This is a genomic window from Vibrio lentus, assembly GCF_002875945.1.
GTDB lineage: Bacteria > Pseudomonadota > Gammaproteobacteria > Enterobacterales > Vibrionaceae > Vibrio > Vibrio apostichopi.
On record NZ_MCZK01000166.1, the window covers coordinates 64417 to 87716 of the forward strand.

Genomic DNA, 23300 nt, shown 5'->3' on the forward strand with positions numbered 1-23300 from the left:
TAAACGCAAGGAACTCGCGATGAACTTTAAAACAGCTGCAGGCTTATGCACTTTCACAATAGCTTCTCTAACAACATCAACATTGGCTTTCGCTCACCCCGGACATGGATCGCATTCGGTTCATGAGTCTCACTCGTTTATGTCTGGCTTAACTCACCCAGTGACAGGTATGGATCACCTGATCATGCTGATTGCTTTCGGTCTATTAATTGGCGCACTGTCGTTCTCAACCAAGATAAAAGCCGCTCTGATTGGCGGCGGATTAGCGTCTTTGGTAGTAGGGCTTATCGCAGGCCAAGCCTTAGGTTTCTCTGTGATTGTTGAGCCAGCAATTATCGCTTCTCTGTTCGTCGTCAGCTTATGTTTATGGCACGTGTTCTCACCATCAACCAAGCGTGTAAACAGCGTATTAGTCGCTTCGATTGCTATGCTGTTTTTCCATGGTTACGCACACGGCGTTGAGGCCGCGAGTAATCTGACTCAATTCGCAACCGGTATGAGTATCAGTGCTCTGGCATTAATGGTTATCGGTACTTTGGTTGGCCGCGCGGTTTACTCTAAATGGATGTCAATCGGCGTCGCTTCAGCAAGCGCACTATTGATTTTAGGCGCGTAAGCTCTCGAACTTTTCGATTCTAGAAGACAGAGAGTAAGAGTATGACCACAACAGAAAATGTCGCGATTTATCGTCTGTTTCAACTGATCAGTCCATCGTTGCCGATTGGTGGTTTCACCTATTCGCAAGGTCTCGAACTGGCGGTTGAAGCGGGGTGGGTGACCGATCGCAACAGCATGGAACAGTGGCTTAATACCATCGTCAGTTCCAGTGTAGCGACTTTGGAATTGCCCATCTTAGAGCGCCTTTATCACGCTGTAGAAAAGGGGGAAATCGATGAGGTTGAGCATTGGTGTAACTACTTATACTCAAGCCGTGAAACCAGTGAATTACGAGCGGAAGAAAAGCAGCGCGGACATGCATTGAACACCTTGTTGAAGCGCTTAGATATCGATATTTCGCTGGTGGATTCTGTTGATAGTCACCCAAACCAATTGTTGGGCATGTGTATGGCCGCTCAACATTGGAATATTGATTTAGAAAGTCTCAAGCAGGGTTATCTATGGAGCTGGCTTGAGAACATCGTTACCGCAGGGGTCAAGTTAGTGCCTTTAGGTCAAACCGATGGTCAGTTGGCACTGATTAATATCACCAACACGTTTCCCGAGCTGATTGAGAAAGCACGCACGATAGAAGATTGGATGATAGGCAGCTTTTCGCCTTCGATGGCATTAGCGAGCTCACTGCACGAAACACAATACACGCGACTATTTCGTTCGTAGCGGTTAGCGCGAACGATGTAGCAAAAAGAATATAAGGAAGTAGACAGTGGAAAGTTATAAGCAACCCCTTCGAATTGGTATTGGTGGCCCGGTAGGGTCTGGTAAAACAGCACTGTTGGAAGTGCTATGTAAAGCGATTCGCGACAAGCTCAACATTGCGGTGGTAACCAACGACATCTACACCCAAGAAGATGCCAAGATTCTCACGCGAGCAGAGGCTCTGGAACCTGACCGCATCATTGGCGTAGAAACCGGTGGCTGCCCGCACACGGCTATCCGTGAAGATGCCTCGATGAACTTAGCTGCCGTAGAGGAGCTCGCTAAGCTGCATAAGAACCTCGATGTGGTATTCGTCGAAAGTGGCGGTGATAACTTAAGTGCGACGTTCAGCCCTGAGTTAGCCGATCTTACTATCTATGTAATCGATGTAGCGGAAGGGGAGAAGATCCCACGTAAAGGTGGCCCGGGTATTACACGATCCGATCTGTTAGTCATCAACAAGATCGATTTAGCACCGTATGTTGGTGCGTCACTTGAGGTGATGGAGCAAGATACGCAGCGCATGCGTCCAACCAAACCATACGTGTTCACCAACCTAAAAGAGAGCCAAGGGTTGGACTTCATCATCAACTTTATTGTGACGGAAGGAATGCTGACCATGAAGGAGCCTTCTACGACTGAGTAGGGCTGAAATTCGTTAGTTTTCCTGCAGCCGTTAGATACAAAAAAGCCCTGTCGATTATTGATAGGGCTTTCTGGTTTTAAATGGTTTCTAACGTTCTAATCGAAGCTAAAGCTCGCTCTTAGCGACTCTTGTTGTTACTTGCGATTCAATTACACCATCTTCTACTTGAGTGGTAATCACTTCACCTACTTCGACGTCGTTAATCGATGATACGGTCTTGCTCGACGCTGAATGAGTAATGCTGTAGCCACGCTTTAGGGTTGCTAGCGGGCTCACTGTTTCTAGTTTTTCTGCGGCCATAGCGAGCTGGTGGCGAGTCGTTAGTAACGTCTTATCCATTGCATCCAATAGTTTTTGCTCTGAACGTTGCAGATGCAGTTTTTGTTCGCCAAGGCGTTTCACTGGCGAGTTCAATTGAAGCTGGTGCTGTTTACGTTCAACACGCTGTGCATGCTGTTTTAAGTATTGAGTCATACCACGACGCAAACGCATGTCTAAGTCATCAAGCTGCTGACTCTGTTTTTGCAGTTGGTAGCTAGGGTGTTGCTTCTCTAAGCGGTATTTCAACGTTTGAGTTGACTGCGCTTGTTTGATTAATACATGACGAATCGCACTCACTAAACGAGCACGTTTAGAGGCAAAAGCTTGCTCTTTATGACTGTTATCACGGCTAACCAATTCAGCGGCTGCTGATGGCGTTGGAGCACGTATATCTGCCACGAAATCGGCGATAGTGACGTCAACTTCGTGGCCAACGGCGCTGATAATCGGAATCTGGCTTGCTGCAATCGTGCGAGCAACGATCTCGTTATTGAAACACCATAAGTCTTCTAATGAACCGCCGCCACGACCCACGATCAATACATCACATTCGTTGCGCTCATTGGCACGTCCAATCGCTTGAGCGATCTGAATCGAAGCTCCTTCACCTTGCACCATGGTCGGATACACGATGACTGGCAATGAAGGATCGCGCCTTTTCAGTACATCGAGAATATCGAAGAGGGCTGCGCCTGTTTTAGAGGTGATGACACCAACGCATTTAGGATGTTCTGGAAGAATTTGTTTACTCGATTGAGCAAATAAGCCTTCCGCCGCCAAGTTCATCTTAAGTTTTTCAAACTCTTGTTGAAGCTTACCGTCACCCTCTGGCTGCATGCTTTCGATGATTAGTTGATAGTCACCGCGCGGCTCATAAAGAGACAGACGAGCTTTGACTAGAACTTGATTACCGTTCTGAGGCTTAAAAGTCACACGACGGTTATTGCCACGAAACATAGCGCACTTAACTTGAGCGTGAGAGTCTTTAAGCGTGAGGTACCAGTGACCAGAGACAGGTGCAGAGAAATTTGAGATTTCACCAACGAGCCAGACTATTCCCATTTCGTTTTCTAATAGGAGACGAACCTCTGAGTTGAGGCGAGAAACAGTAAAGATGTTTGGATTAGTCATAGAAGCACTATCTTTCCTTGAAGGAAGGTCTTTCTTGGAATCTCACAGGGCGTGAGTATGGAAGATAGCGGCAATATAATACATAGCAAGGGGGTAAATGCAAATTAAAAATACAAAAATGTGTAGCCAAGCGATTTCGTTGGCCGTATAATCCGTCCGCAATATCTAATCCAAATGCAGTTTGATTTTCCTTAATTGGCTGCCCTCATTAGGCGAAACGATGAGATTGGATTGTTTCTTTTTACTCCTATTATTGTGAGATATTGCAAATGCTAAGAATTGCCAAAGAAGCGCTGACATTCGACGACGTACTGCTAGTGCCAGCACACTCCACCGTTCTCCCTAATACAGCTGATCTTCGCACTCAGCTGACGAAGAATATTTCCCTAAACATCCCAATGATCTCTGCATCGATGGATACTGTGACAGAAGCTCGCCTAGCGATTGCACTGGCACAAGAAGGCGGAATCGGCTTCATTCATAAGAACATGTCTATTGAACAGCAAGCTGAAATGGTTCGCCAGGTTAAAATTTACGAAGCAGGTGTGGTTTCTCATCCTGTTACTGTAAACCCTGACGCGACAATCGCTGATGTTGTAGCCCTTACTCAAAAACACGGCTTCGCCGGTTTCCCTGTTGTTACTGAAACAAACGAACTTGTTGGTATTATTACTGGCCGTGACGTTCGCTTTGTGACTGACCTTTCAAAGAAAGTTGACGTAGTAATGACGCCTAAAGCTCGCCTTGCTTCTGTTAAAGAAGGTGCAACTCGTGAAGAAGTTCAAGAGAAAATGCACGAAGCGCGTGTTGAGAAAGTTCTTGTTGTAAATGATGACTTCCAACTAACGGGAATGATCACTGCAAAAGATTTCCACAAAGCAGAACGTAAACCAAACGCTTGTAAAGATGAGCGCGGCAGCCTACGTGTAGGTGCAGCTGTTGGTGCTGGTGCTGGTAACGAAGAGCGCGTTGCTGCTCTTGTTGAAGCTGGCGTAGACGTTCTACTTATCGACTCTTCACACGGTCACTCTGAAGGCGTACTTAACCGTATCCGTGATACGCGTGCTGCATACCCTGATCTACAAATCATCGGTGGTAACGTAGCAACTGGCGCTGGCGCTCGTGCTCTTATCGAAGCGGGTGTTAGTGCGGTTAAAGTAGGTATCGGCCCGGGTTCAATCTGTACGACTCGTATCGTTACTGGTGTTGGTGTTCCTCAAGTAACAGCAATCGCAGACGCAGCTGAAGTAGCTAACGAATACGGTATTCCAGTAATCGCAGATGGCGGCATCCGCTTCTCTGGCGATATCTGTAAAGCTATCGTTGCTGGCGCATCTTGTGTGATGGTTGGTTCAATGTTCGCGGGTACTGAAGAAGCACCGGGTGAAGTTATCCTTTACAACGGTCGTTCTTACAAGTCTTACCGTGGTATGGGTTCTCTTGGCGCGATGTCTCAAGGTTCTTCTGACCGTTACTTCCAATCTGACAACGCTGCAGACAAGCTTGTTCCAGAAGGTATTGAAGGTCGTATCGCATACAAAGGTCGTCTAAAAGAGATCGTTCACCAACAGATGGGCGGTCTACGCTCAAGCATGGGCCTAACGGGTTCTGCAACTGTTGAAGATATGCGTACTAAAGCTGAGTTTGTTCGTATCTCTGGTGCGGGCATGAAAGAATCTCACGTACACGATGTTCAAATCACGAAAGAAGCTCCTAACTACCGTTTAGGTTAATAATACGTCCGAACGTTTGAATAATGTGCTGATTTAGTCGGCACATTATTTTATCTACCGTCTGTTTTGTTAAAAGTCCGATTTTCTCAAAACACGTGGTTAAAGATATCTAACGAAAACGTTTGCTTTATTTCTTGAAGAGTTAATCAGAGGTGAGTAAACTCGCCTCCGTTTTATCACATAGCCAATAAGACTGCTTACAATGACTAAAAATATTCATGACCAACGTATTCTAATTCTGGACTTCGGTTCTCAATACACACAGCTAGTAGCTCGTCGTATTCGTGAGATCGGTGTTTACTGTGAACTTTGGAGCTGGGACGTAGAAGAAGCGGATATTCGTGAATTCAATCCAGACGGTATCATCCTATCTGGTGGCCCTGAAAGTGTAACGGAAGATAATTCTCCACGTGCACCTCAGTACGTATTTGATTCAGGTGTTCCTGTCTTCGGTATCTGCTACGGCATGCAAACGATGGCTGAGCAACTTGGCGGTAAAGTAGCAACGTCTACTGAGCGCGAGTTCGGCTACGCTGCTGTACAAGTGACGGGTGAATCTGCACTTTTCGCTGACCTTGAGACAACTCAAGATGTTTGGATGAGCCACGGCGACAAAGTGGTTGAAATCCCTGCTGATTTCACAAAAATCGCAGAGACAGACACTTGCCCATACGCAGCAATGGCAAACGAAGATAAGAAATACTACGGTGTTCAATTCCACCCAGAAGTAACACATACTAAAAACGGCCTGAAAATGCTTGAGAACTTCGTTCTTAACGCGTGTGGTTGTGAAGGTCTGTGGACTTCAGCGTCTATCATTGAAGATGCAGTTGCACGTATTAAAGAACAAGTAGGTGACGACGAAGTTATCCTTGGTCTTTCTGGTGGTGTTGATTCATCAGTAGTTGCGATGCTTGCTCACCGCGCTATCGGCGACAAACTAACATGTGTATTTGTTGATAACGGCCTTCTTCGTTTAAACGAAGGCGAGCAGGTTATGGACATGTTTGGTGACCAATTCGGCCTGAACATCATTAAAGTTGATGCTGAAGAACGTTTCCTTAACGCTCTGGAAGGCGAAGCTGAACCAGAAGCGAAACGTAAGATCATCGGTCACGTGTTCGTAGATATCTTCGACGAAGAGTCTAAGAAACTGAAGAATGCTAAATGGCTTGCTCAGGGTACTATCTACCCAGACGTTATCGAGTCTGCAGCATCTAAGACAGGCAAAGCACACGTAATCAAGTCTCACCACAACGTTGGTGGCCTTCCTGATGATATGGAAATGGGCCTTGTTGAGCCTCTACGTGAGCTGTTTAAAGATGAAGTACGTAAGATTGGCCTAGAGCTTGGTCTTCCATACAACATGCTTTACCGCCACCCTTTCCCGGGTCCAGGTCTAGGTGTTCGTGTACTTGGCGAAGTTAAGAAAGAGTACTGTGATTTACTGCGTCGTGCTGATGCTATCTTCATTGAAGAGCTTCACGCTGCTGACCTTTACCACAAAGTATCTCAAGCATTCACGGTATTCCTACCTGTACGTTCAGTTGGCGTAATGGGCGATGGCCGTAAGTACGATTGGGTTGTATCTCTACGTGCAGTAGAAACTATCGACTTCATGACTGCTCACTGGGCACACCTACCATACGACTTCCTAGGTAAGGTATCTAACCGTATTATCAACGAAGTTAACGGCATTTCACGTGTTGTTTACGATATTTCTGGTAAGCCACCAGCAACTATCGAGTGGGAATAATCTCTTAGAGATTTAACCAGTTTTGATTAAGATCTTAAGCCTCGAACTCAGTTCGGGGCTTTTTTCTTTCTGATTCTGGGTATTAAAGAGCTATATATAACCGCTAGAAACCGAATGAGTTGGAAACTAGATATCAGCTCAAGAAAGTATGAGACGCGTTGTTACGTTTAACTATACATAAAACTATCACTCGCACTTTTTATAAATTCATACCGCAACAACTAGGTCATTTCCCACGCGCCGCATACTCTTTGATGGACTTATTAAGGACAGATAAGAGAATCCATCATGTTAAAAATCAAATATTTGGCGACAGTAGTTGGCTGCACTTTAGCAGCACACAGTTACGCGTCTTTGAACATTCAACCTGATCCGCAAAACCCGAATGGCTACCTTGTTGAAAAGTCGGCATTACAAGCTGCAGAACAAGCGAAAACATCCGATCCTATGTATACGATCTGGTCACAAGCATTACAAACTCGTCCCAACAGTATCGTTGAAGCGATTGAGCCGGGTTTAGCCTCGAACCCTGAAAACGTGAAACGAGTCGAGCGTGTGTTCCCTCAATCTGAATGGGACTTCCTCACTCAGATGGCGGCACCTGAATACACATACACTCGCTTCTTACGTGCGATTGGTAAATTCCCAGCCTTCTGTGGAGAGTACACCGATGGCCGTGATTCTGATGCCATCTGTAAAAAATCCATCATTACGGCCTTTGCTCATTTCTCACAAGAGACGGGCGGCCACATCGCAATAGACAACACCTCTGATAACCCATTAGCGCTAGAAGAGTGGCAACAAGCGCTGGTGCATGTTCGTGAGATGGGTTGGTCTGAAGGTCAAGAAGGTTACACCACGGGATGTGGCCAGAACGATTGGCAAAATGCGCGTTGGCCTTGTGCCGCAGGGCAGGGTTACTTCGGGCGTGGTGCTAAACAGCTTTCTTACCACTTTAATTACGGCGCGTTCTCGGAAGTGATGTTCGATGGTGATGCGACGGTGCTATTGAATAATCCAGGTTTGGTTGCTGATTCATGGTTGAACTTGGCTTCTGCTATCTGGTTCTTCCTTACGCCTCAAGCCCCTAAACCAGCAATGCTGCATGTTATTGACCGTACTTGGACACCCTCTCAACGCGAATTGGATGCGGGAATTGGTTATGGCTTTGGTACCACGATCAACGTGATTAATGGCGGTATCGAGTGTGGTGAGCAAAATAAAGACAAAGGCCAACCCGTTAACCGTATTCGTTACTGGGAAGGGTTAGCAGCGCATTATGAAATTCCTGTAGAAGCGGATGAAGCCAATACTTGTTGGCAGCAAACGCCTTACGGAAGTTTGAATCTGAATGGCGCAACTGATGTGCTGTACACCAACTGGGATGGTAACTGGAAATACTACGCAGACCGCCCAGAAGGCTATTCATTTGAATGTGAACTTGTTGGTTTCCAAACTGCTTATTCAGCGTTAGTAGCGGGCGATTACGAGAAGTGTGTGACCAACTTTTATGGGTCTCATGCGAGCTGGCCTGAAGTAAAAGTGGTCGATAAGCTTGATCCGGTAGACCCTGGGGCAGATCCGGGTGGTAATGGTTGGAGTGCGACTAAGGTTTACAACGCTGGCGACCAAGTTACTCACAACGGTGCGACTTACGAAGCGAAATGGTGGACACAAGGGGATGACCCTGCCAATGGCGGCCCTTGGAAATTGGTTGCTGGAGAGCCAACACCACCCGTAGTGACAGATCCATCGCCAGTTGACCCTGCCCCGGTAGACCCAACCCCAGTTGAACCACCTGTTACCGAGCCGCCTGTCGTTGTTGACCCATCGGTATTTATTACATGGCAAGCAGGCGTTAGCCAAGTGAGTAATGGCGACAAGGTGACACATAATGGCAAGTGCTTCGTAGCTAAAAACGGTCCGGGTGTTTGGGAGAGTCCTGTTCAATCGAATTGGTTCTGGGATGAAATCACTTGTAATTGATAGTCTGAATACAGAGGACGTGACCTAAGTTACGAGTTCAGTTGTACGACCATAATGATATAAATAATCAAAAGCCGAAAGTTTCTACTTTCGGCTTTTTTTCGTTTCGAACTTGGCTATCTAAGGAGGGCAATTGGTCTATTTAGCTATGTTGAAGCGCATTTAAAGACTAATTATCCAGTTAGAGGATAAAGTTCTGTACAAATGATTCTTGTGAATTTATATTCAAATTTAATTTATATTCATTCTTTTATTTTAGGGTTAAGGTGTACCTATGGAACAGACAGATATCACGTCACTCATCCCCATTGTGATTACTTTGGTGTTGTCGTTGGCGACAAGGAATGTGGTGATAGGCCTTTTTGCTGGTGTACTAAGTGGCGTAGCGATGCTGACTGGCATGTTTAGCGAACTTAACCCGCTTGATACGTTTGGTACCATGGTTAAAGGTTACCTAGTCCCTCAACTTACCGACAGCTATAACGCAGGTGTGATCATGCTGTTGGTGTTCATCGGTGGCTTTGTTGCTCTGATGGAGAAATCAGGTGGTGGCGTTGCATTTGCCAAGCGTGTTACTCAATGGGTAAGCAACAAGTGCCAAGCTCAAATTTCAGCATGGTTTGGTGGAATCGTTATATTTTTCTCAGACTTAGGCACCCCTTTAATTGTTGGCCCTGTTTTTCGTCCTCTTTTCGATAAACTGAAACTTTCTAGACAGAAGCTAGCATTTATCATTGATTCAACCTCATCGCCAGTTGCGATCCTTATTCCTTTCATTGGATGGGGCGTTTACATCATGAGCCTGATCCAGAAAGAATTTACTGCGTTGAGCGTTAACATGTCTGATTGGGATGCTTTCATTGGTGCTATTCCTTTTCAGTTCTACGCATTCTTAGCGATCTTCATCGTTCCTTTGGTGTCAGTCAAAGGTTTAGATTTCGGACCAATGGCGAAAGCTGAACGTGATTGCCAAGCGGGAATCGATACTGGCGTGAATAGCGAATCACTGAATCCGTTCTCGCATAAAAATGCAAAGGCATCTTTTGTTTGGGCGCCGTTGCTAGTGATGCTGGTGGTGTTGTGTGCCATGTTGGTTCCACAAGGTTTCCCATTTCAAAAGGTCGCGGGTTCATCATTCAGAGCAGCTTTATCATCGGCTTACTTCTTTGCTGCGATTACCTTGATCTCGCTAATGGCTTACTACGGTGTAAGAAAACTGTCTGACGGTGTTTCTGTGTACTTAAAAGGCATGGGAAATATGATGCCAGTCGCGATCATCTTGGTGTTAGCTTGGGCGTTAAGCACAGTTGGTAAAGAGTTGGGCGCAGCAGCTTATATCGCCGAGCAAGCACAGAGCGGCTTTCCTTATTGGCTAGTGCCTGCAGTTGCCTTTCTGTTGTCGGCTATCATTTCATTCGCTACTGGATCGTCATGGGGAACCTTCGCGATTATGATGCCATTGGTTATCCCTACGGCTGTGGCAATAGATGCTCCGCTTCTGGTTGCGATTGGTGCGGTACTTTCTGGTGGCTTGTTTGGTGATCACTGCTCACCGATCTCTGAAACAACGATTCTTTCTTCAACAGGGGCAGGGTGTGATCAGTTTGAACACTTTAAGACTCAGCTTCCTTACGCATTGATGAATGGTTCTATCGCTTTGGTCAGCTTTGTCGTGGCAGGATTCACGGGTAGTTCACTGGTCGTGCTTGGTGCACTGATTGCTCAGCTAGTTGTTGTGACTCTATTAGCGAAGCGTGATGCGAGTAAAAACGCTCAATCAGATGTGCAATCTGAAGTCTCTGATTCTAAAGTTCAACAAGCGTAATTTAGACTACGACTGAGGGGCGAGATTCCAGATATCTCATCCCTCGATTCTGGAATGACGATTTAATGAGTAGATACGGGATGCGAGTAAACGAGTATCGAAAAGCTAGCCTTATTATTGCTCATGTTTGCTATTTAGTTTCTCGCTACTCAATCTGAACGCGCTCTTTGTATCCTGTATCTCGTTACCCGCATCTCTTTACTCGTATCTAAGCGAACCTCGTCATTCCCTAAAGTGAGGGACGAACGTGATAGGGAATCTCTTTAGTGTGTCGAAAGTGCTTATAGCTAAGAGGAGATTCCAGATACCTCGTCCCTCGATTCTGGAATGACGATTCAAATAAATAGATACGGGATGTGAGTAAACGAGTAACGAAAAGCTCGTTCTCTATCTATTGCTCTTCATTTCACACCTAGCCTCTCACTTTTTTCAATCAAGACCTGCTCCTCGTATCCCGCTTACTCGAATCTACAGGCTCTTTTCGCATCCCGTATCTCGTTACTCGCATCTTTTTTATAGTGTGATAGGGAACCTGCTTACTTATAGTTTCTATGAATCAATTTGCCTTGTTATGAAACTCATTTTTCATAGGATCATTTCGACAACCTTAGTTTGCGTTAACTTGATTATCCTTTGTGGCGGTTTATAGATTAAAATTTTCTTACAAATTTTATCGATTTTTTTTAATCAACCACTTTAATAAGGTAAATTCGCAATGTCGACCAAACTAGCTAACCCAGCGCCACTAGGCTTAATGGGTTTCGGTATGACCACTATTCTTCTTAATATCCACAACGCAGGTTTCTTCCCAATGGATTCAATGATCCTTGCGATGGGTATTTTTTACGGTGGTTTGAGCCAAGTTATCGTGGGCACTATGTGTTTCAAACGTGGTGACACGTTCGGTACAACTGCGTTTACTTCTTACGGCCTATTCTGGTTGTCTTTGGTTGGTTTGATTGTAATGCCTTACATGGGTCTACCAGCAAGCCCTGCAGCATTCATGGGTTGGTACCTACTACTATGGGGCATCTTCACAGGCTTCATGTTCATTGGTTCTTTATGCTACCCAGTAGCGAAGCAGGTCGTATTCGGTTCACTAACTATCTTGTTCTTCCTACTTGCAGCTCATAACTTCACGGGCAGCTCATTGATCGGCACTATCGCTGGTTTCGAAGGTATCTTCTGTGGCGCTTCAGCTATCTACTTTGCAATGGCACAAGTAATCAACAACGAATACGGCCGCACAGTACTGCCTGTTGGTGAGAAGAAAGCACCTCAAATAGCAACACAAGAAATCGCTGCTTAATGCTCTAACTTGGGAACAGTTAGTTTGTTATAAGCCATTTATTGGTTATGAATAAAACAAAAGGGGTTAGCCGAAATGGCTAACCCCTTTTTTATGCGTTATTAATAGCGCGAGTTAAAGCGGACTATTTGTAAAGGCAATCTTACGATGAAGGTTGCTCTACAGGTTTAGTGTCTGCAGCTTCTGCTTCAGGAGACTTACCTGTTTTACGCTTGTACTTCTCTTCCCAGTAAGTAGCACCTTTGATGCCTAGTTTTACAGGGTTGAATGTGTACTCAGTTACGCCTTGTTTCTGTTGCTCTTCATAATCAGCAAGTGCTTTAAGCGCAGGCTTAGACATGAAGAAGATGATCAAAATACCTACGATGTTTAACCATGCCATCAAGCCAACACCAACATCACCCATTGCCCATGCAAGGTTCGCTGTTTTAACTGTGCCATAGAAAACCGCAGTGATAAGAACAAGCTTAAGTACGAACATCATGCCAGGGATCTTGATGGTACGACGTAGGTAAGCAATATTCGTTTCTGCGATGTAGTAGTAAGCAAGAATCGTTGTAAATGCGAAGAAGAACAGAGCAAATGCGATGAACGGCTTACCAATGCCTGGTAGCGCACTTTCAATAGCAAGCTGTGTAAACACTGGACCATTCGCACCAATGTTTGCTGCTAGGTTCTGTACAAGGAACACACCTTCAGCGCCGCCGTGAACGTTGTAAGCACCAGTGATGATGATCATGAACGCTGTAGCAGAACATACTAGAAGTGTATCGATGTAGATAGAGAACGCTTGCACCAAACCTTGCTGAGCTGGGTGATCAACACTTGCAGCAGCTGCCGCGTGAGGACCAGTACCTTGACCCGCTTCGTTTGAGTAAACACCACGCTTAACACCCCAACCAATTGCAGCACCGAAGCCTGCCATAGGTGTGAATGCATCGCCGATGATCATTGCGAAAACAGTTGGCACTTGGCCGATGTTTAGCAGAATGATAACGAATGCGATGATGATGTAAGCCAATGCCATGAATGGAACAACGATTTGTGTGAAGTTCGCAATACGTTTAACACCACCAAAGATGATGAAAGCAAGGATGATAGCAACAACAGTACCAGTGAAAATTTTAGCGAAACTGAATGTACCGATAGCTGTTTCAATCATGTCGCCTGAGCCAAATGCAGCTTCTACAGCATTACCAATACTGTTTGACTGAACACCTGGAAGCAAAATACCACATGCAAAAATAGTCGCGATAGCGAAGATCCATGCGTACCACTTCTGACCCATTGCTTTTTCAATGTAGTAAGCCGGGCCACCACGGAACTGGCCTTCGTCTTCTTCTTTGTAGATTTGCGCTAGCGTAGATTCTGCGTAAGCAGTCGCGGCGCCAAAGAAAGCTACAACCCACATCCAAAATACTGCACCTGGGCCACCGAAACCGATAGCGGCAGCAACACCAGCAATGTTACCTGTACCTACACGGCCAGATAGCGAAACGGCTAAAGCTTGGAAAGACGAGATGCCTTTTGATGAGCTTTTACCCGATAGTAGCAAGCGCCACATTTCAAAGAAGTGACGGATTTGAACAAATCGAGTCATGATGGAGTAGAACAAACCTGCACCTAAACATAGGTAGATAAGTACTGGACTCCAGATTATTCCATTCAAAAAATCAACGAATGACTGCATGAGTATTTTCCCTGTTAGTTTTGCTTATGATTGTTTTTCGAACAACACAATACTTCACTTGTAACCCAAGTGTTAAATTATTTAACTACGCATTAGGATTACTGTGACATAAAGCAAGTTACAGAGGGTATTTGTTAACGCTTAGTGCTAATTCGATAATCGTTCTATTTAGCTGCATATGCAATCGATTGTATTTTTGAGCGTTTGGCTGAGTGAATAAATAGTGATTAATACAAAAAGGGAAATTTGAGGCGTAAAGAAGAAACTAAATTGAGAAAAACAATGGTGAAGGCCGCTTAGCATGAACGGCTGTTATGTGAGTGGTGGGGTGGAGCAAGCTGGAACATATCACTGGCATCGTGTCTAAGGGCCGGCCTAAGTGGCTGCGTTCTTGAGGATGTGATTATGGCAGTTTTAATCTTTATCAGAGGGGAAGCCGCGAATTTGGTCGCAACTTCAAACAACCTTGAATCCTTGTTTAAGCAATTCTTGAGCGAATTCAGACTGAGTATTTGGCTCTCCGTGGATCAAATGTACTTCTTTTGGTAGAACGGGAATTCCTGTTATAAATCGGTTGAGATCCTCTTTATCAGCATGAGCAGAATAGCCAGACATGCCATGGATCTGAGCATTGACCTCAACGTCTTTGTTATCAATAGAAACTTGTTTCTCGCCTTGTTGGAGCTCGTGCCCGAGCGTTCCGTGTGCTTGATAGCCCGCTAAAATCACATCGGTTCGTTTGTCGGGAAGTAAGGCGGATAAGTAGTTCATTATCCTGCCGCCCTGACACATTCCAGAGGCTGCGACCACAATCGCGGGCTCACCTATCGAACGCAGGCGATTGACGATTTTCTTGTGCATTCGATGCCCATCAACGGTAATGCATTGTTCAAAAGCGAGTGGGTGACGTTTTAGTTCAAGGCGATGCTTGGCTTCTTGCCCCCATAACTCTTTAAAGCGTCGATAGGATCGCGTTACTTTTTCTGCCATAGGCGAATCGAGGATGATAGGAATATCGCTGCTGAGTTGATGCTCAAAGATCAGGTTTTCAATATCAAACAACAGTTCTTGTGTTCGGCCGATACTAAATGCCGGGATCAGAATGACACCCCCATCGAGTAACGAACGGTCAATGATTGCTTTGAGGCGTTCAGAGCGTGTAGAAATATCGTCGTGCATGCTAGTGCCGTAAGTGGATTCGATAAACAGGTAATCGGCTTGTTGTGGTGGTTTAGGATCGGGCAGCAGTGGCGTGTTACTTGGGCCCAAGTCGCCAGAAAAGACCACTACCTCTTGGCTTGGTAACTTAATCTCTATATAGGCCGAACCTAAAATATGTCCTGCAGGTTGAAAGCGAGCATACAGAGTATTTGGCCTATGATGATCCTTTCCATTGTTTTGCTGTTTAGAGACGATTGGAAACCACTCCCCATAAGGTTTAGGAGCAATCAACGAATGAATCTTTTTAAGAATGAGTTTGGATTGTTTATGACTGAGCCCTTGCAGTTTTAGTCCGTCTTCAATCATTAAAGGGGCGAGTTCAGCTGTCGCCTGAGTGCAATAAATCGGTTGGTTAAAGCCACTGGCGAGCAACCAAGGTAATCGACCAATATGATCTATGTGGGTATGAGTCAGTAGCAGAGCGTTGAGGTGGGAAGTTTCAAATTCAATATCAAGAGGACGTGCGTCTGAACCTTGGGACTCTTTACCTTGAAACAAGCCACAATCGATGAGCACCGCTTGGCCTGAATCTCTTAGTTCGTGACAAGATCCGGTGACAGTATGTTTGCCACCATGGTGAATCACTTCCATCGTTTACTCCCATTGCTCTATAAAGCCGTTAACGCCTGTTTTTATTTTGCGGATAAGCGCCGGCATGTAAAACAAGAACAATGAGAGTTGCGATCGTTGAGTCTCTTTTTAAGTAACTGAGCGATGACTCAGTGTATTCGTTGCGAGTTAGTTCGTAGAAGAGCCGTCTGAATCCAGTTCTGGGTTTTGCTGTGCTTCTATACGAGCGACTTCAGCATCTAACTGTGCAATTTTTTCAGCCATCAATGCGTGACAGCGATTCGCCAATTCTCTTGCGTCGCTGAGTTTGTACCCAGTCACATCGATAGGCTCAAGCATCTCGGTGATCACAACGCCATTATTAATTCGGTTGAGGTCAATCTTATTGTGCGTGGTGCTGGTACACATCGGAGTGATAGGCACGCCGGCTTCAATCGCCATTCGGAAAGCGCCCGTTTTGAATGGCAGTAGTCCACGCCCTTTACTGCGCGTTCCTTCAGGGTAAATCCAAACAGACAGATCTCTCTGATGAATCGCTTCTGCCACTTGCTTGATGGTATCGCGTGCTTTGGACTTATCTTCGCGGTTAATCATGATGTTACCGGTGATCCAATACAGCAGACCAAAGAAAGGCACATATAACAAATCGCGCTTGCCTAAAGAAACGGTACGAGGCCTTAGCATCCCAGGGTCAGTCACAAAGTCTAATATGCTTTGGTGGTTAGAGATGTAGACGCTTTTTTCTGACGTCGGCGCATTGTCTAGGCCGCGCTGCACCAGTTTCACACCGACGATCTTTTGTAGTTGATTGAACCAACGACAGAAAACGTACACATGCTTAGGGTTCTTGGGGCTAAACAAGCAGTAAACAAAAGCACATAGAGTGGTGAAAATAATAAACACCGTCGCCAAAATAATACGAAGAACAGCAAGCACAATTCACTCCTTACTCACCGCAAGATTGCAGTGATTAAATAGTTTTAGATGCTTGAAGTTTTCACTCTATTTAACTGAATTGCAACAATTAACTGTTATAGGGTGTGATTTTTAGATCTTTATATAAAACAAGGACTAACAATGGGTGTTTGACACGGTTATCGAGCTTACACGTGTTCACCAGTAATGGTTAATGATCACCAATATTGTTTATTTGGGTCCGATTTTTTTACCCATTCTGGGTCTTGTCGCGACTCTAAGTAGAGCTGTAGTCCGTTATAAGACATGAAAGCTGCAGGGCCACCAAGATGCTCGAAATAGTCAAAATAATCATCTTCGAGCGCGCAAAGGTGAGCCAAATCTTTAACGTTATTCATCATTGCCCATTGAATCGCGAACACCGGAGCCGTCGAACCTGAAATGCTGACTTCTTCGACATTTGGGTTAAAAAGTGAATTGGCTTGTTCAAGCTGTATCTCTTCTTGCTCAGACTCTTGCTGCAAAATCTCTTCGATGATCTCCGAGCGCTTGGTATTGGAGACATTCTTGTTTAGCTTGGCGATTCGTAATGCGTAGCTAAATCGGTCTGATGAAACGATGTCGACAAGTTGCGACAACAGTTCCTTATCCACCCCAGCAGCTTTGGTGAAGTAGTCGATACACGAATTGATTGAAGCATAACGAGTACCGTCAAATTCAAAGCCACTGGTTTCGTCGTAGGCCTCGATTACAATGTCATCAACCGACAAAGGCCAGCCTTTATAGTCGATTCGCTGCTTGGCGATTTGATACATCTTCCAAGCACTGCGCCCAAACCCGCCAAGCGTCGAGCCTGAAAAGTCAGAATCAATAAGCTCTTGCTCCGTCCAATTTTCACCAATCCCTAAGTGCTTTGCGTACTTGTCGATGAGTGCGTGTTTTATCTGATCACGCACAGCCCAAATCGAAGTTAGATCTTTTGCATACCTAACACTCGCGCACTCCTTACAAGCAGGCAGTGCAATCGGTGAATAGTCTATCTTGGCAATAGCCTGTGCAGTCTTAGGGAATTCAACAACATCATTGGAAGGTTCACCACAAAACCAACAGGTGTGGCGCAGGTTAAACGGGATGTCTATGTACGAGTATGTGGTCATTAGTCTTTTATCGGCTGGGTGCTTGAGGGCGGTTAATTATCAAAACAATTATCCCTGTTCGGGCTTGTCCTTGCACGCTGTTATTGGATGTTCTGACTATATTTAACCAACGACAATAATAAAATCAACGCAATTCGGAGGCCATGTATGTTGTTTATTCTCGCTTTGTTCTGCATCTTTCTAGTGGGGTATCTCGCCCAAACTACGGGCCTTTGCATGGTTCGGGGAGTTAAAGAGGCGACAAGTGGATCACCAATGCTGATTGTCGCGATTGTGTTTAGTGGCTCATTGGCTTGGGTGTTTATGGCATTAGGATCGGCGGTGGAAGGACGATCTTTATCTTCTGCGTTTTGGCCGAGTCTGTTTTCCCTATTTGGTGGTTTTCTGTTTGGTATCGGAGCGGCGATTAATAGTGGTTGTGGGGTATCGACGGTGAGTCGTTTAGCTCGTGGTGAACTGGTTATGTTGGCGACCATATTAGGGTGGTTCGTTGCTTGGTTGTTGTTTGCTCCAGCTTTACCGACGGAGTTAAAAGGTTCTCGGTTGGTTTTATCTGATTTTTCTCGTTATGCATTCCTTGGGATCATTTCGTTCATTATTGTGGTGAGTTGCTACTTCATGAATGCGATAAATCGCAAGTTATGGTTCTCAATGTTGGGGATTGGGTTAATGGCAGGCTTTGTTTTCTTGTATGAACCGCACTGGACGCCAAGTGGTTTATTGAAATCAATGGGAACTTCACTCTGGCATGGAAGAGTTGAAGATTGGCCAAGCAGCGAGCGCTTTATATTAATGGCCATGCTGCTAGTGGGAATGGTCAGTGCCGCGTTGTTTACTGGGTCTTTTTCATTAAGGTTGAGCTCTATACGTCGATTGGGTAAACACTTGGTTGCGGGTGTGCTTATGGGATTTGGCGCCGTAATGGCTGGTGGCGGGAACGATACTCAGCTGTTAGTAGCGATGCCTGTGCTGTCGTTGGCGGGTGTTTTTTCTGTGTTGAGTATCATTGTGGGTATATATACCGGAGTTAAGTTGATTCAAAGCCGATAGTTAGGGACAGTACGTAAATAACATGAGCACGTAATTTGAGAACACAATGAAATACATCGGAATTGATGGCTGCAAGGCGGGTTGGATCGCTTGGATTGTCTCAGGCAATGAGCTACCTGAGTTCAAGGTGGTGAAGAGCCTCGATGAGCTGGTTGATGATCTTACGGGATCAACAACGTTAATCGATATGCCTATTGGTTTTAGCGATTCACAGACTCCAGATAGATTATGCGACAAAGCAGCAAGACGTTTTCTAACCAGCAAGCGTGGCTCTTCCGTGTTTCCGGTTCCGTGTCGTGAGGCGGTTTACCAAACCGATTATATTGCAGCGTGTGATGCCAATGTGGAGAAGCTTGATAAGAAGTTTTCTAAACAGACTTGGGGAATTGTGCCCAAGATTCGTGAGCTTGATGAGTTAATGAATGCTCATTCAAATCTATCGATACGAGAGTCTCATCCCGAAGTTGTGTTTGCTGCCTTGAAAGGGGAACCGCTAGCGTTTTCTAAGCGAACTCAAGAGGGCAAAGAGGAAAGGCTTTCAATTATTCAGCAACTCGCCCCGCAATGGTGTGAGGTTGTGGCGTTAGCTATCTCAAACACCAAGCGTAAGGATGTCGCGATAGATGATATTTATGACGCATTCATATTGATGTTGATTGCTTCTCATGCTCAAACATTGTCGTGCTTGCCTGAACTTTCTGAGATTGGCGGAAAGGCGGATAAGGATCAGAATGGCCGAGTTCGCGAAATCGTGTATTGGAAGAAAACGCACTAGCAAATTATGCACTCTGTTAGGTTGAGTGTGTTATTTTCCACTTCCTGTCTTTTTACTCTTACTGTTTTTGAGCTTTGATATGAAACGTTTAATTGTTGGTTTGCTGGCAACCTTGCTCAGTGCGGCGAGTTACGCACAAGTTGCTCCTATATCTCAATGGCAATGCGACATGATGAAAAAGAACAAGGTCTTGAGCAGTGGTGCGCCTGTTGGTTGTGAGCGACTATCCAAAGTGGATTTCGATTTCATTAACTTCAAAGGAGAAATGCAACAGGGCAATATGATTGTACTTGATGTTATTGCACCTTCAGTTGAGCGAATCTTTTCAGAGTTAAAACAGCGTAATTTCCCGCTTCATTCTGCTCGCCTTATGCGTGAGTTTAACGGTGACGACAACGCCTCAATGGACGCGAACAACAGCAGTGCCTTTAACGCTCGGCCTATCACTGGTGGAGGTGGTTGGTCGAAACATGCCTATGGTGTGGCAATCGACATCAATCCGGTTCAAAACCCTTTCTTAGAGTTCGATAGCAACGGAACCATCACGGTAAAGCCATCGCAATCGGCTACACGCTATGTGAACCGCACTCGCTTTCGTGCGCGTGATGACATTGAGCGCAGTGGTATGGCAGAAGATGTGGTTGAGCTTTTTGCCCATCACGGATTTATGATCTGGGGAGGGGATTGGAATAGCCCAATCGATACTCAGCATTTTGAGGTCGGCTCAAGAAAGTTCGTCAATCAATTGCTCTCTAAATCACAACCTGAAGCCAAAGTGCTATTTGAGCGTTACGTCGAATCTTATCGACAATGTTTTAATCAGAATAAAGGCGAGGGCGCAGAAAAAGCTCGTGCTATCTGTGCAAAGAAAACAGTCGGCACCTTTTAGTGCTATGTTTATCTAGAACCGTTTGTGTTTTAGCAAGTTAAACTCGCTTCAGGTGTGTTTTGAATAGCTAAGGTCAGCGCTTGTCGCTGGCCTTTTTTGTATTCGTTTCTTCAATATCACATCGACTACTGAACAGGTTATTGGGTATCCATTAGTCAATAACTGATGAAGTAATGCGGCGCAAAGTCATCGGTTTGTCATTGAAAAAGTCATAACGTAAACGTTATGTGAGAACCGTTGCTGGTGGGGGAACTCTTTGCCGAATCGCCAGTATTATTAGTGAACTGATCACAACGGACCAACTAATGAAAAAGATACCTTTGGCTCTAACTCTTTTAAGCACTCTACTTTTTTCACAATATTCTTTGGCTACAGACACTTCACACACCACTCAAAACCCGACTTACGAACTCGATGGTAAGGCGGTATTAGGCCGTACAGAGAATGTGTACCTATCGAGCGTTCAAGGGCTAAAAGACGTTCCTTTCATTGGTAAAATCGATACCGGTGCAGAAACTACCTCTATGCATGCGGAAGACATTCATGTGAAGAGCACGAATGCCGATTACAAGAACCTTAAAGACAAAGAGTTGATGGCGGCGTTAACCGAAGATGTGTTGAACAATAGCGATGTTGATTACGATGATTGGGAAGGCAGCACCTTTGCGAAATACCAAGCTGTGGTCTCTTTTAAGGTTCAAAATCCACGTACTGGTGAGATGGTATTGGTTGAAGCGCCTTTAGAGCGTGTCAGTATGATACGCAGCCGTACCAGCAGTACGCCTTTGCTTCGCCCTACGGTTAAGATGTCGCTGACCATTGCGGATCAAGAATTAAAAACAGACGTTAACCTGACGGACAGAAGTCACTTCTCTGCGCCAGTGCTGATCGGCAAAACCTTTCTTGCTGACAACGCACTAGTGTTCGCTGGCTACGACTATTTGCAAGAACAAGAAAACGCGACGGTTGTCGGCCGTAAAGAGGTGGTGTCTATCTCTGGTATGGCGATGAACGCGACCTTCTCATTAAAAAATCGCTACAGCATCCTTCATGCAAAAGACATCGATGTAGATAAAAAGAACAGTGAAGTGACGTTTGATATGTTCGACAACGATGGCAAGCAGAAAGAGATGACACTGCCACTGGTTCGCATGCTGAGCGTGAGCGGCAAAAAGAGACCTCTGGTGTATGTGCCGGTTCAACTCGATGAAAACACGACCAAAGATGTTCTCGTGTACTTACGTGACCGCTCGAACAGCAGCTCGCAGCTAAGGTTGGGAACTAACACCGCCAGCGAACTCTTCATGATTGATACCAACGCTGAAAATATCCTTTCAAAAGGTTCTGAGAGCTTTAGCGATGTGGCGGAGACTAGTGAGCCTTTAATTATCTCACCAGAAGAAGACATTACCATTGATAACTTCCCGCTTAAGGCCGTGGCTTCTTTCACCGTCAACACGCCTTTGTTGAAGGTTGATAGCTTTGAGATTATCGGTAAGGGCAAAGAGACATCGGTTGAGTTCTACCTAACTGACGTGAATGGCGAACAGCAAAAAGTCACCAAACCTGTGATTAAGAAATTAAGAGTCGGGGATGATACTCGTCCAGTTGTGAGTGGTGAATTTTCGGTTTCTGGCAAAGTTCGTCAGCAAGACTTCGCGATTGATGTATTGGATAGCAATGAAAAAGAAGCCTACTTCATTCTAGGCAAGAAGATGGCGAAAGAGGGCGTTTACGTGAACACGCGTTCTGACTACCTATTGAAAGCCGAGCCATTGTTTAAAGTCGGGCACATTGAAGTCGTTGAAGTGAATGGCATGACATTCCCGGCCAAGCTAGACACAGGTGCCGATGTGAGTTCAATGAATGCCGTCAACATCAAACGATTCAAGAAAGATGGTCAAGACATGGTGAGCTTCACTTATCAAAACAACCAAGGTGATAAGCAAGATTTTACCAAGCCAGTGATTGATGTGATGCGCATCAAAGCCAAGAAAGGCGAGAAGGTGAACATTCGTCCTGTGGTAGAAATGAACGTTAAGCTAGGCGATTTAGAGAAGAAGGTGAGAGTGAACCTTCAAGATCGCTCACGCTTCGAATACAGCATGATCCTAGGTAAGAACTTCCTGAAGCACGGCGCAGTAGTGAGCAGTGATGAAGATTACTTGCTGGGCGAGATGGATTAGCACCTGAACTTATCTAAGTTTGTAATATAACAGTTCTAAACGGCCACACATTTCAGCAATGGGATGTGTGGTTTTTTATTAAGTGTCTGGTGTTATTGTCGACGTGATGAAGGTAATTTGTTGTTATAAAAGAATTTTGTCATTTTGTGGCAAGTAAAATAAAGATAAAAAAAGGACCAACTCTTTCGAGTTGGCCCTTTCCAAACGTTTGGTGGCTGGCGGGAGTTGATTTTTGAGTTTAAGTTGTTGATATTGAATTGTTTATTAATATTTTAATTTCGCATGGAGTACTTTTTGGAATACCTGAAGATTAGGTGACTGAAATCACATAATAGATATTAACGTCGTACCTACTCGATGAATAGATTGGAAAGAGCTTGAGTCGTTCTTCTATCTTAAGTCAATCAAGAAAATTGTTAAAACCGGAAAAGTGAACCTAGGTAGTGATAAACATGATTAGAATGCTTTCAACAGTCCTTTTTGTTTTTTGTCTCCAAATAACCCAAGCCGCACAGGGAGAGTATCGTGTCTTTAGTAATTAAAGGCGCCAGAAATAAATGAACGATGTCTATTCAAAAATGGTGTCAGGTTATTAAAGTGGCTAAATTTTTGCTAATCATTTTTCGCCTTTTTTAGACTCTTATATTCTTGCCTGATTATTCTATTGAGAGCTTGTTTAATTTTTGATGGATACTTTGATTCAGTGATACTGATAAGCATGTCCCATTGCTTTTGAGAAAAGGTTAGAGTGAAGTCTTTGCAC

At 44.9% G+C, this 23300-nt stretch carries 17 protein-coding genes; 12 read left to right on the plus strand and 5 right to left on the minus strand.

Going from position 1 to position 23300, the window contains the following annotated elements:
* The first annotated feature begins 19 nt into the window (after positions 1–19).
* From BCT49_RS21455 to ureG, 3 genes are read left to right on the plus strand one after another with little or no spacing between them, the layout of a single operon-like run.
* The gene (locus tag BCT49_RS21455; protein ID WP_102438097.1) at positions 20–616 is read left to right on the plus strand and encodes a HupE/UreJ family protein; all 597 of its coding nucleotides are present in this window, start codon (positions 20–22) and stop codon (positions 614–616) included.
* Between the two features lie 41 nt (positions 617–657).
* Positions 658–1338: an urease accessory protein UreF gene (locus BCT49_RS21460; RefSeq protein WP_102438063.1), complete on the plus strand. Its 681-nt coding sequence runs from the start codon at positions 658–660 to the stop codon at positions 1336–1338.
* 46 nt (positions 1339–1384) lie between these two features.
* The gene (gene ureG / locus BCT49_RS21465; protein ID WP_017062498.1) at positions 1385–2023 is read left to right on the plus strand and encodes an urease accessory protein UreG; all 639 of its coding nucleotides are present in this window, start codon (positions 1385–1387) and stop codon (positions 2021–2023) included.
* Positions 2024–2128: 105 nt separating this feature from the next.
* Here the strand turns inward: ureG and xseA are convergent, their stop codons facing one another.
* The gene (gene xseA, locus BCT49_RS21470) at positions 2129–3475 is read right to left on the minus strand and encodes an exodeoxyribonuclease VII large subunit (protein WP_102438065.1); all 1347 of its coding nucleotides are present in this window, start codon (positions 3473–3475) and stop codon (positions 2129–2131) included.
* 269 nt (positions 3476–3744) lie between these two features.
* Between xseA and guaB the strand changes: the two genes are divergently transcribed.
* The 5 genes from guaB to BCT49_RS21495 all read left to right on the plus strand — a co-directional run bounded on the left by guaB (position 3745) and on the right by BCT49_RS21495 (position 12084).
* Positions 3745–5208 carry an IMP dehydrogenase gene (guaB, locus tag BCT49_RS21475; RefSeq protein WP_004735127.1) on the plus strand — a complete coding sequence of 488 codons (1464 nt, stop codon included), beginning with the start codon at positions 3745–3747 and terminating at the stop codon, positions 5206–5208.
* 202 nt (positions 5209–5410) lie between these two features.
* Positions 5411–6964 (plus strand): glutamine-hydrolyzing GMP synthase, encoded by a 1554-nt coding sequence (gene guaA / locus BCT49_RS21480; RefSeq protein WP_102312322.1) that lies wholly within the window; start codon positions 5411–5413, stop codon positions 6962–6964.
* A 288-nt stretch (positions 6965–7252) separates the two neighbouring features.
* Positions 7253–8950 (plus strand): chitinase, encoded by a 1698-nt coding sequence (locus tag BCT49_RS21485; RefSeq protein WP_102438067.1) that lies wholly within the window; start codon positions 7253–7255, stop codon positions 8948–8950.
* Between the two features lie 274 nt (positions 8951–9224).
* Complete coding sequence (locus tag BCT49_RS21490; RefSeq protein ID WP_102438069.1) at positions 9225–10775, plus strand: Na+/H+ antiporter NhaC family protein; 1551 nt, start codon at positions 9225–9227, stop codon at positions 10773–10775.
* Positions 10776–11490: 715 nt separating this feature from the next.
* Positions 11491–12084 carry an acetate uptake transporter gene (locus BCT49_RS21495; RefSeq protein ID WP_102438071.1) on the plus strand — a complete coding sequence of 198 codons (594 nt, stop codon included), beginning with the start codon at positions 11491–11493 and terminating at the stop codon, positions 12082–12084.
* A gap of 142 nt (positions 12085–12226) precedes the next feature.
* Here BCT49_RS21495 and BCT49_RS21500 read toward each other — a convergent pair whose 3' ends face one another.
* The 4 genes from BCT49_RS21500 to BCT49_RS21515 all read right to left on the minus strand — a co-directional run bounded on the left by BCT49_RS21500 (position 12227) and on the right by BCT49_RS21515 (position 17637).
* A complete protein-coding gene (locus BCT49_RS21500; protein WP_102438073.1) occupies positions 12227–13774 on the minus strand; it encodes an alanine/glycine:cation symporter family protein in 1548 nt (515 codons plus the stop codon).
* A gap of 456 nt (positions 13775–14230) precedes the next feature.
* Positions 14231–15586: an MBL fold metallo-hydrolase gene (locus BCT49_RS21505; protein WP_102438075.1), complete on the minus strand. Its 1356-nt coding sequence runs from the start codon at positions 15584–15586 to the stop codon at positions 14231–14233.
* A 147-nt stretch (positions 15587–15733) separates the two neighbouring features.
* Entirely contained in the window at positions 15734–16501 is a 768-nt protein-coding gene (locus tag BCT49_RS21510) for a 1-acylglycerol-3-phosphate O-acyltransferase (protein ID WP_102438077.1), read from the minus strand.
* Positions 16502–16698: 197 nt separating this feature from the next.
* Positions 16699–17637 (minus strand): hypothetical protein, encoded by a 939-nt coding sequence (locus BCT49_RS21515; protein WP_102438079.1) that lies wholly within the window; start codon positions 17635–17637, stop codon positions 16699–16701.
* Between the two features lie 216 nt (positions 17638–17853).
* On the opposite strand from BCT49_RS21515, the gene BCT49_RS21520 reads away from it, so the two are divergent.
* The 4 genes from BCT49_RS21520 to BCT49_RS21535 all read left to right on the plus strand — a co-directional run bounded on the left by BCT49_RS21520 (position 17854) and on the right by BCT49_RS21535 (position 22537).
* Complete coding sequence (locus tag BCT49_RS21520; protein WP_372166204.1) at positions 17854–18687, plus strand: YeeE/YedE thiosulfate transporter family protein; 834 nt, start codon at positions 17854–17856, stop codon at positions 18685–18687.
* A gap of 46 nt (positions 18688–18733) precedes the next feature.
* Entirely contained in the window at positions 18734–19462 is a 729-nt protein-coding gene (locus BCT49_RS21525) for a DUF429 domain-containing protein (protein ID WP_102438083.1), read from the plus strand.
* Positions 19463–19541: 79 nt separating this feature from the next.
* Entirely contained in the window at positions 19542–20351 is an 810-nt protein-coding gene (locus BCT49_RS21530) for a M15 family metallopeptidase (RefSeq protein ID WP_102438085.1), read from the plus strand.
* Between the two features lie 305 nt (positions 20352–20656).
* Positions 20657–22537 (plus strand): ATP-dependent zinc protease family protein, encoded by a 1881-nt coding sequence (locus BCT49_RS21535; protein WP_102438087.1) that lies wholly within the window; start codon positions 20657–20659, stop codon positions 22535–22537.
* The last annotated feature ends 763 nt before the right edge of the window (positions 22538–23300 follow it).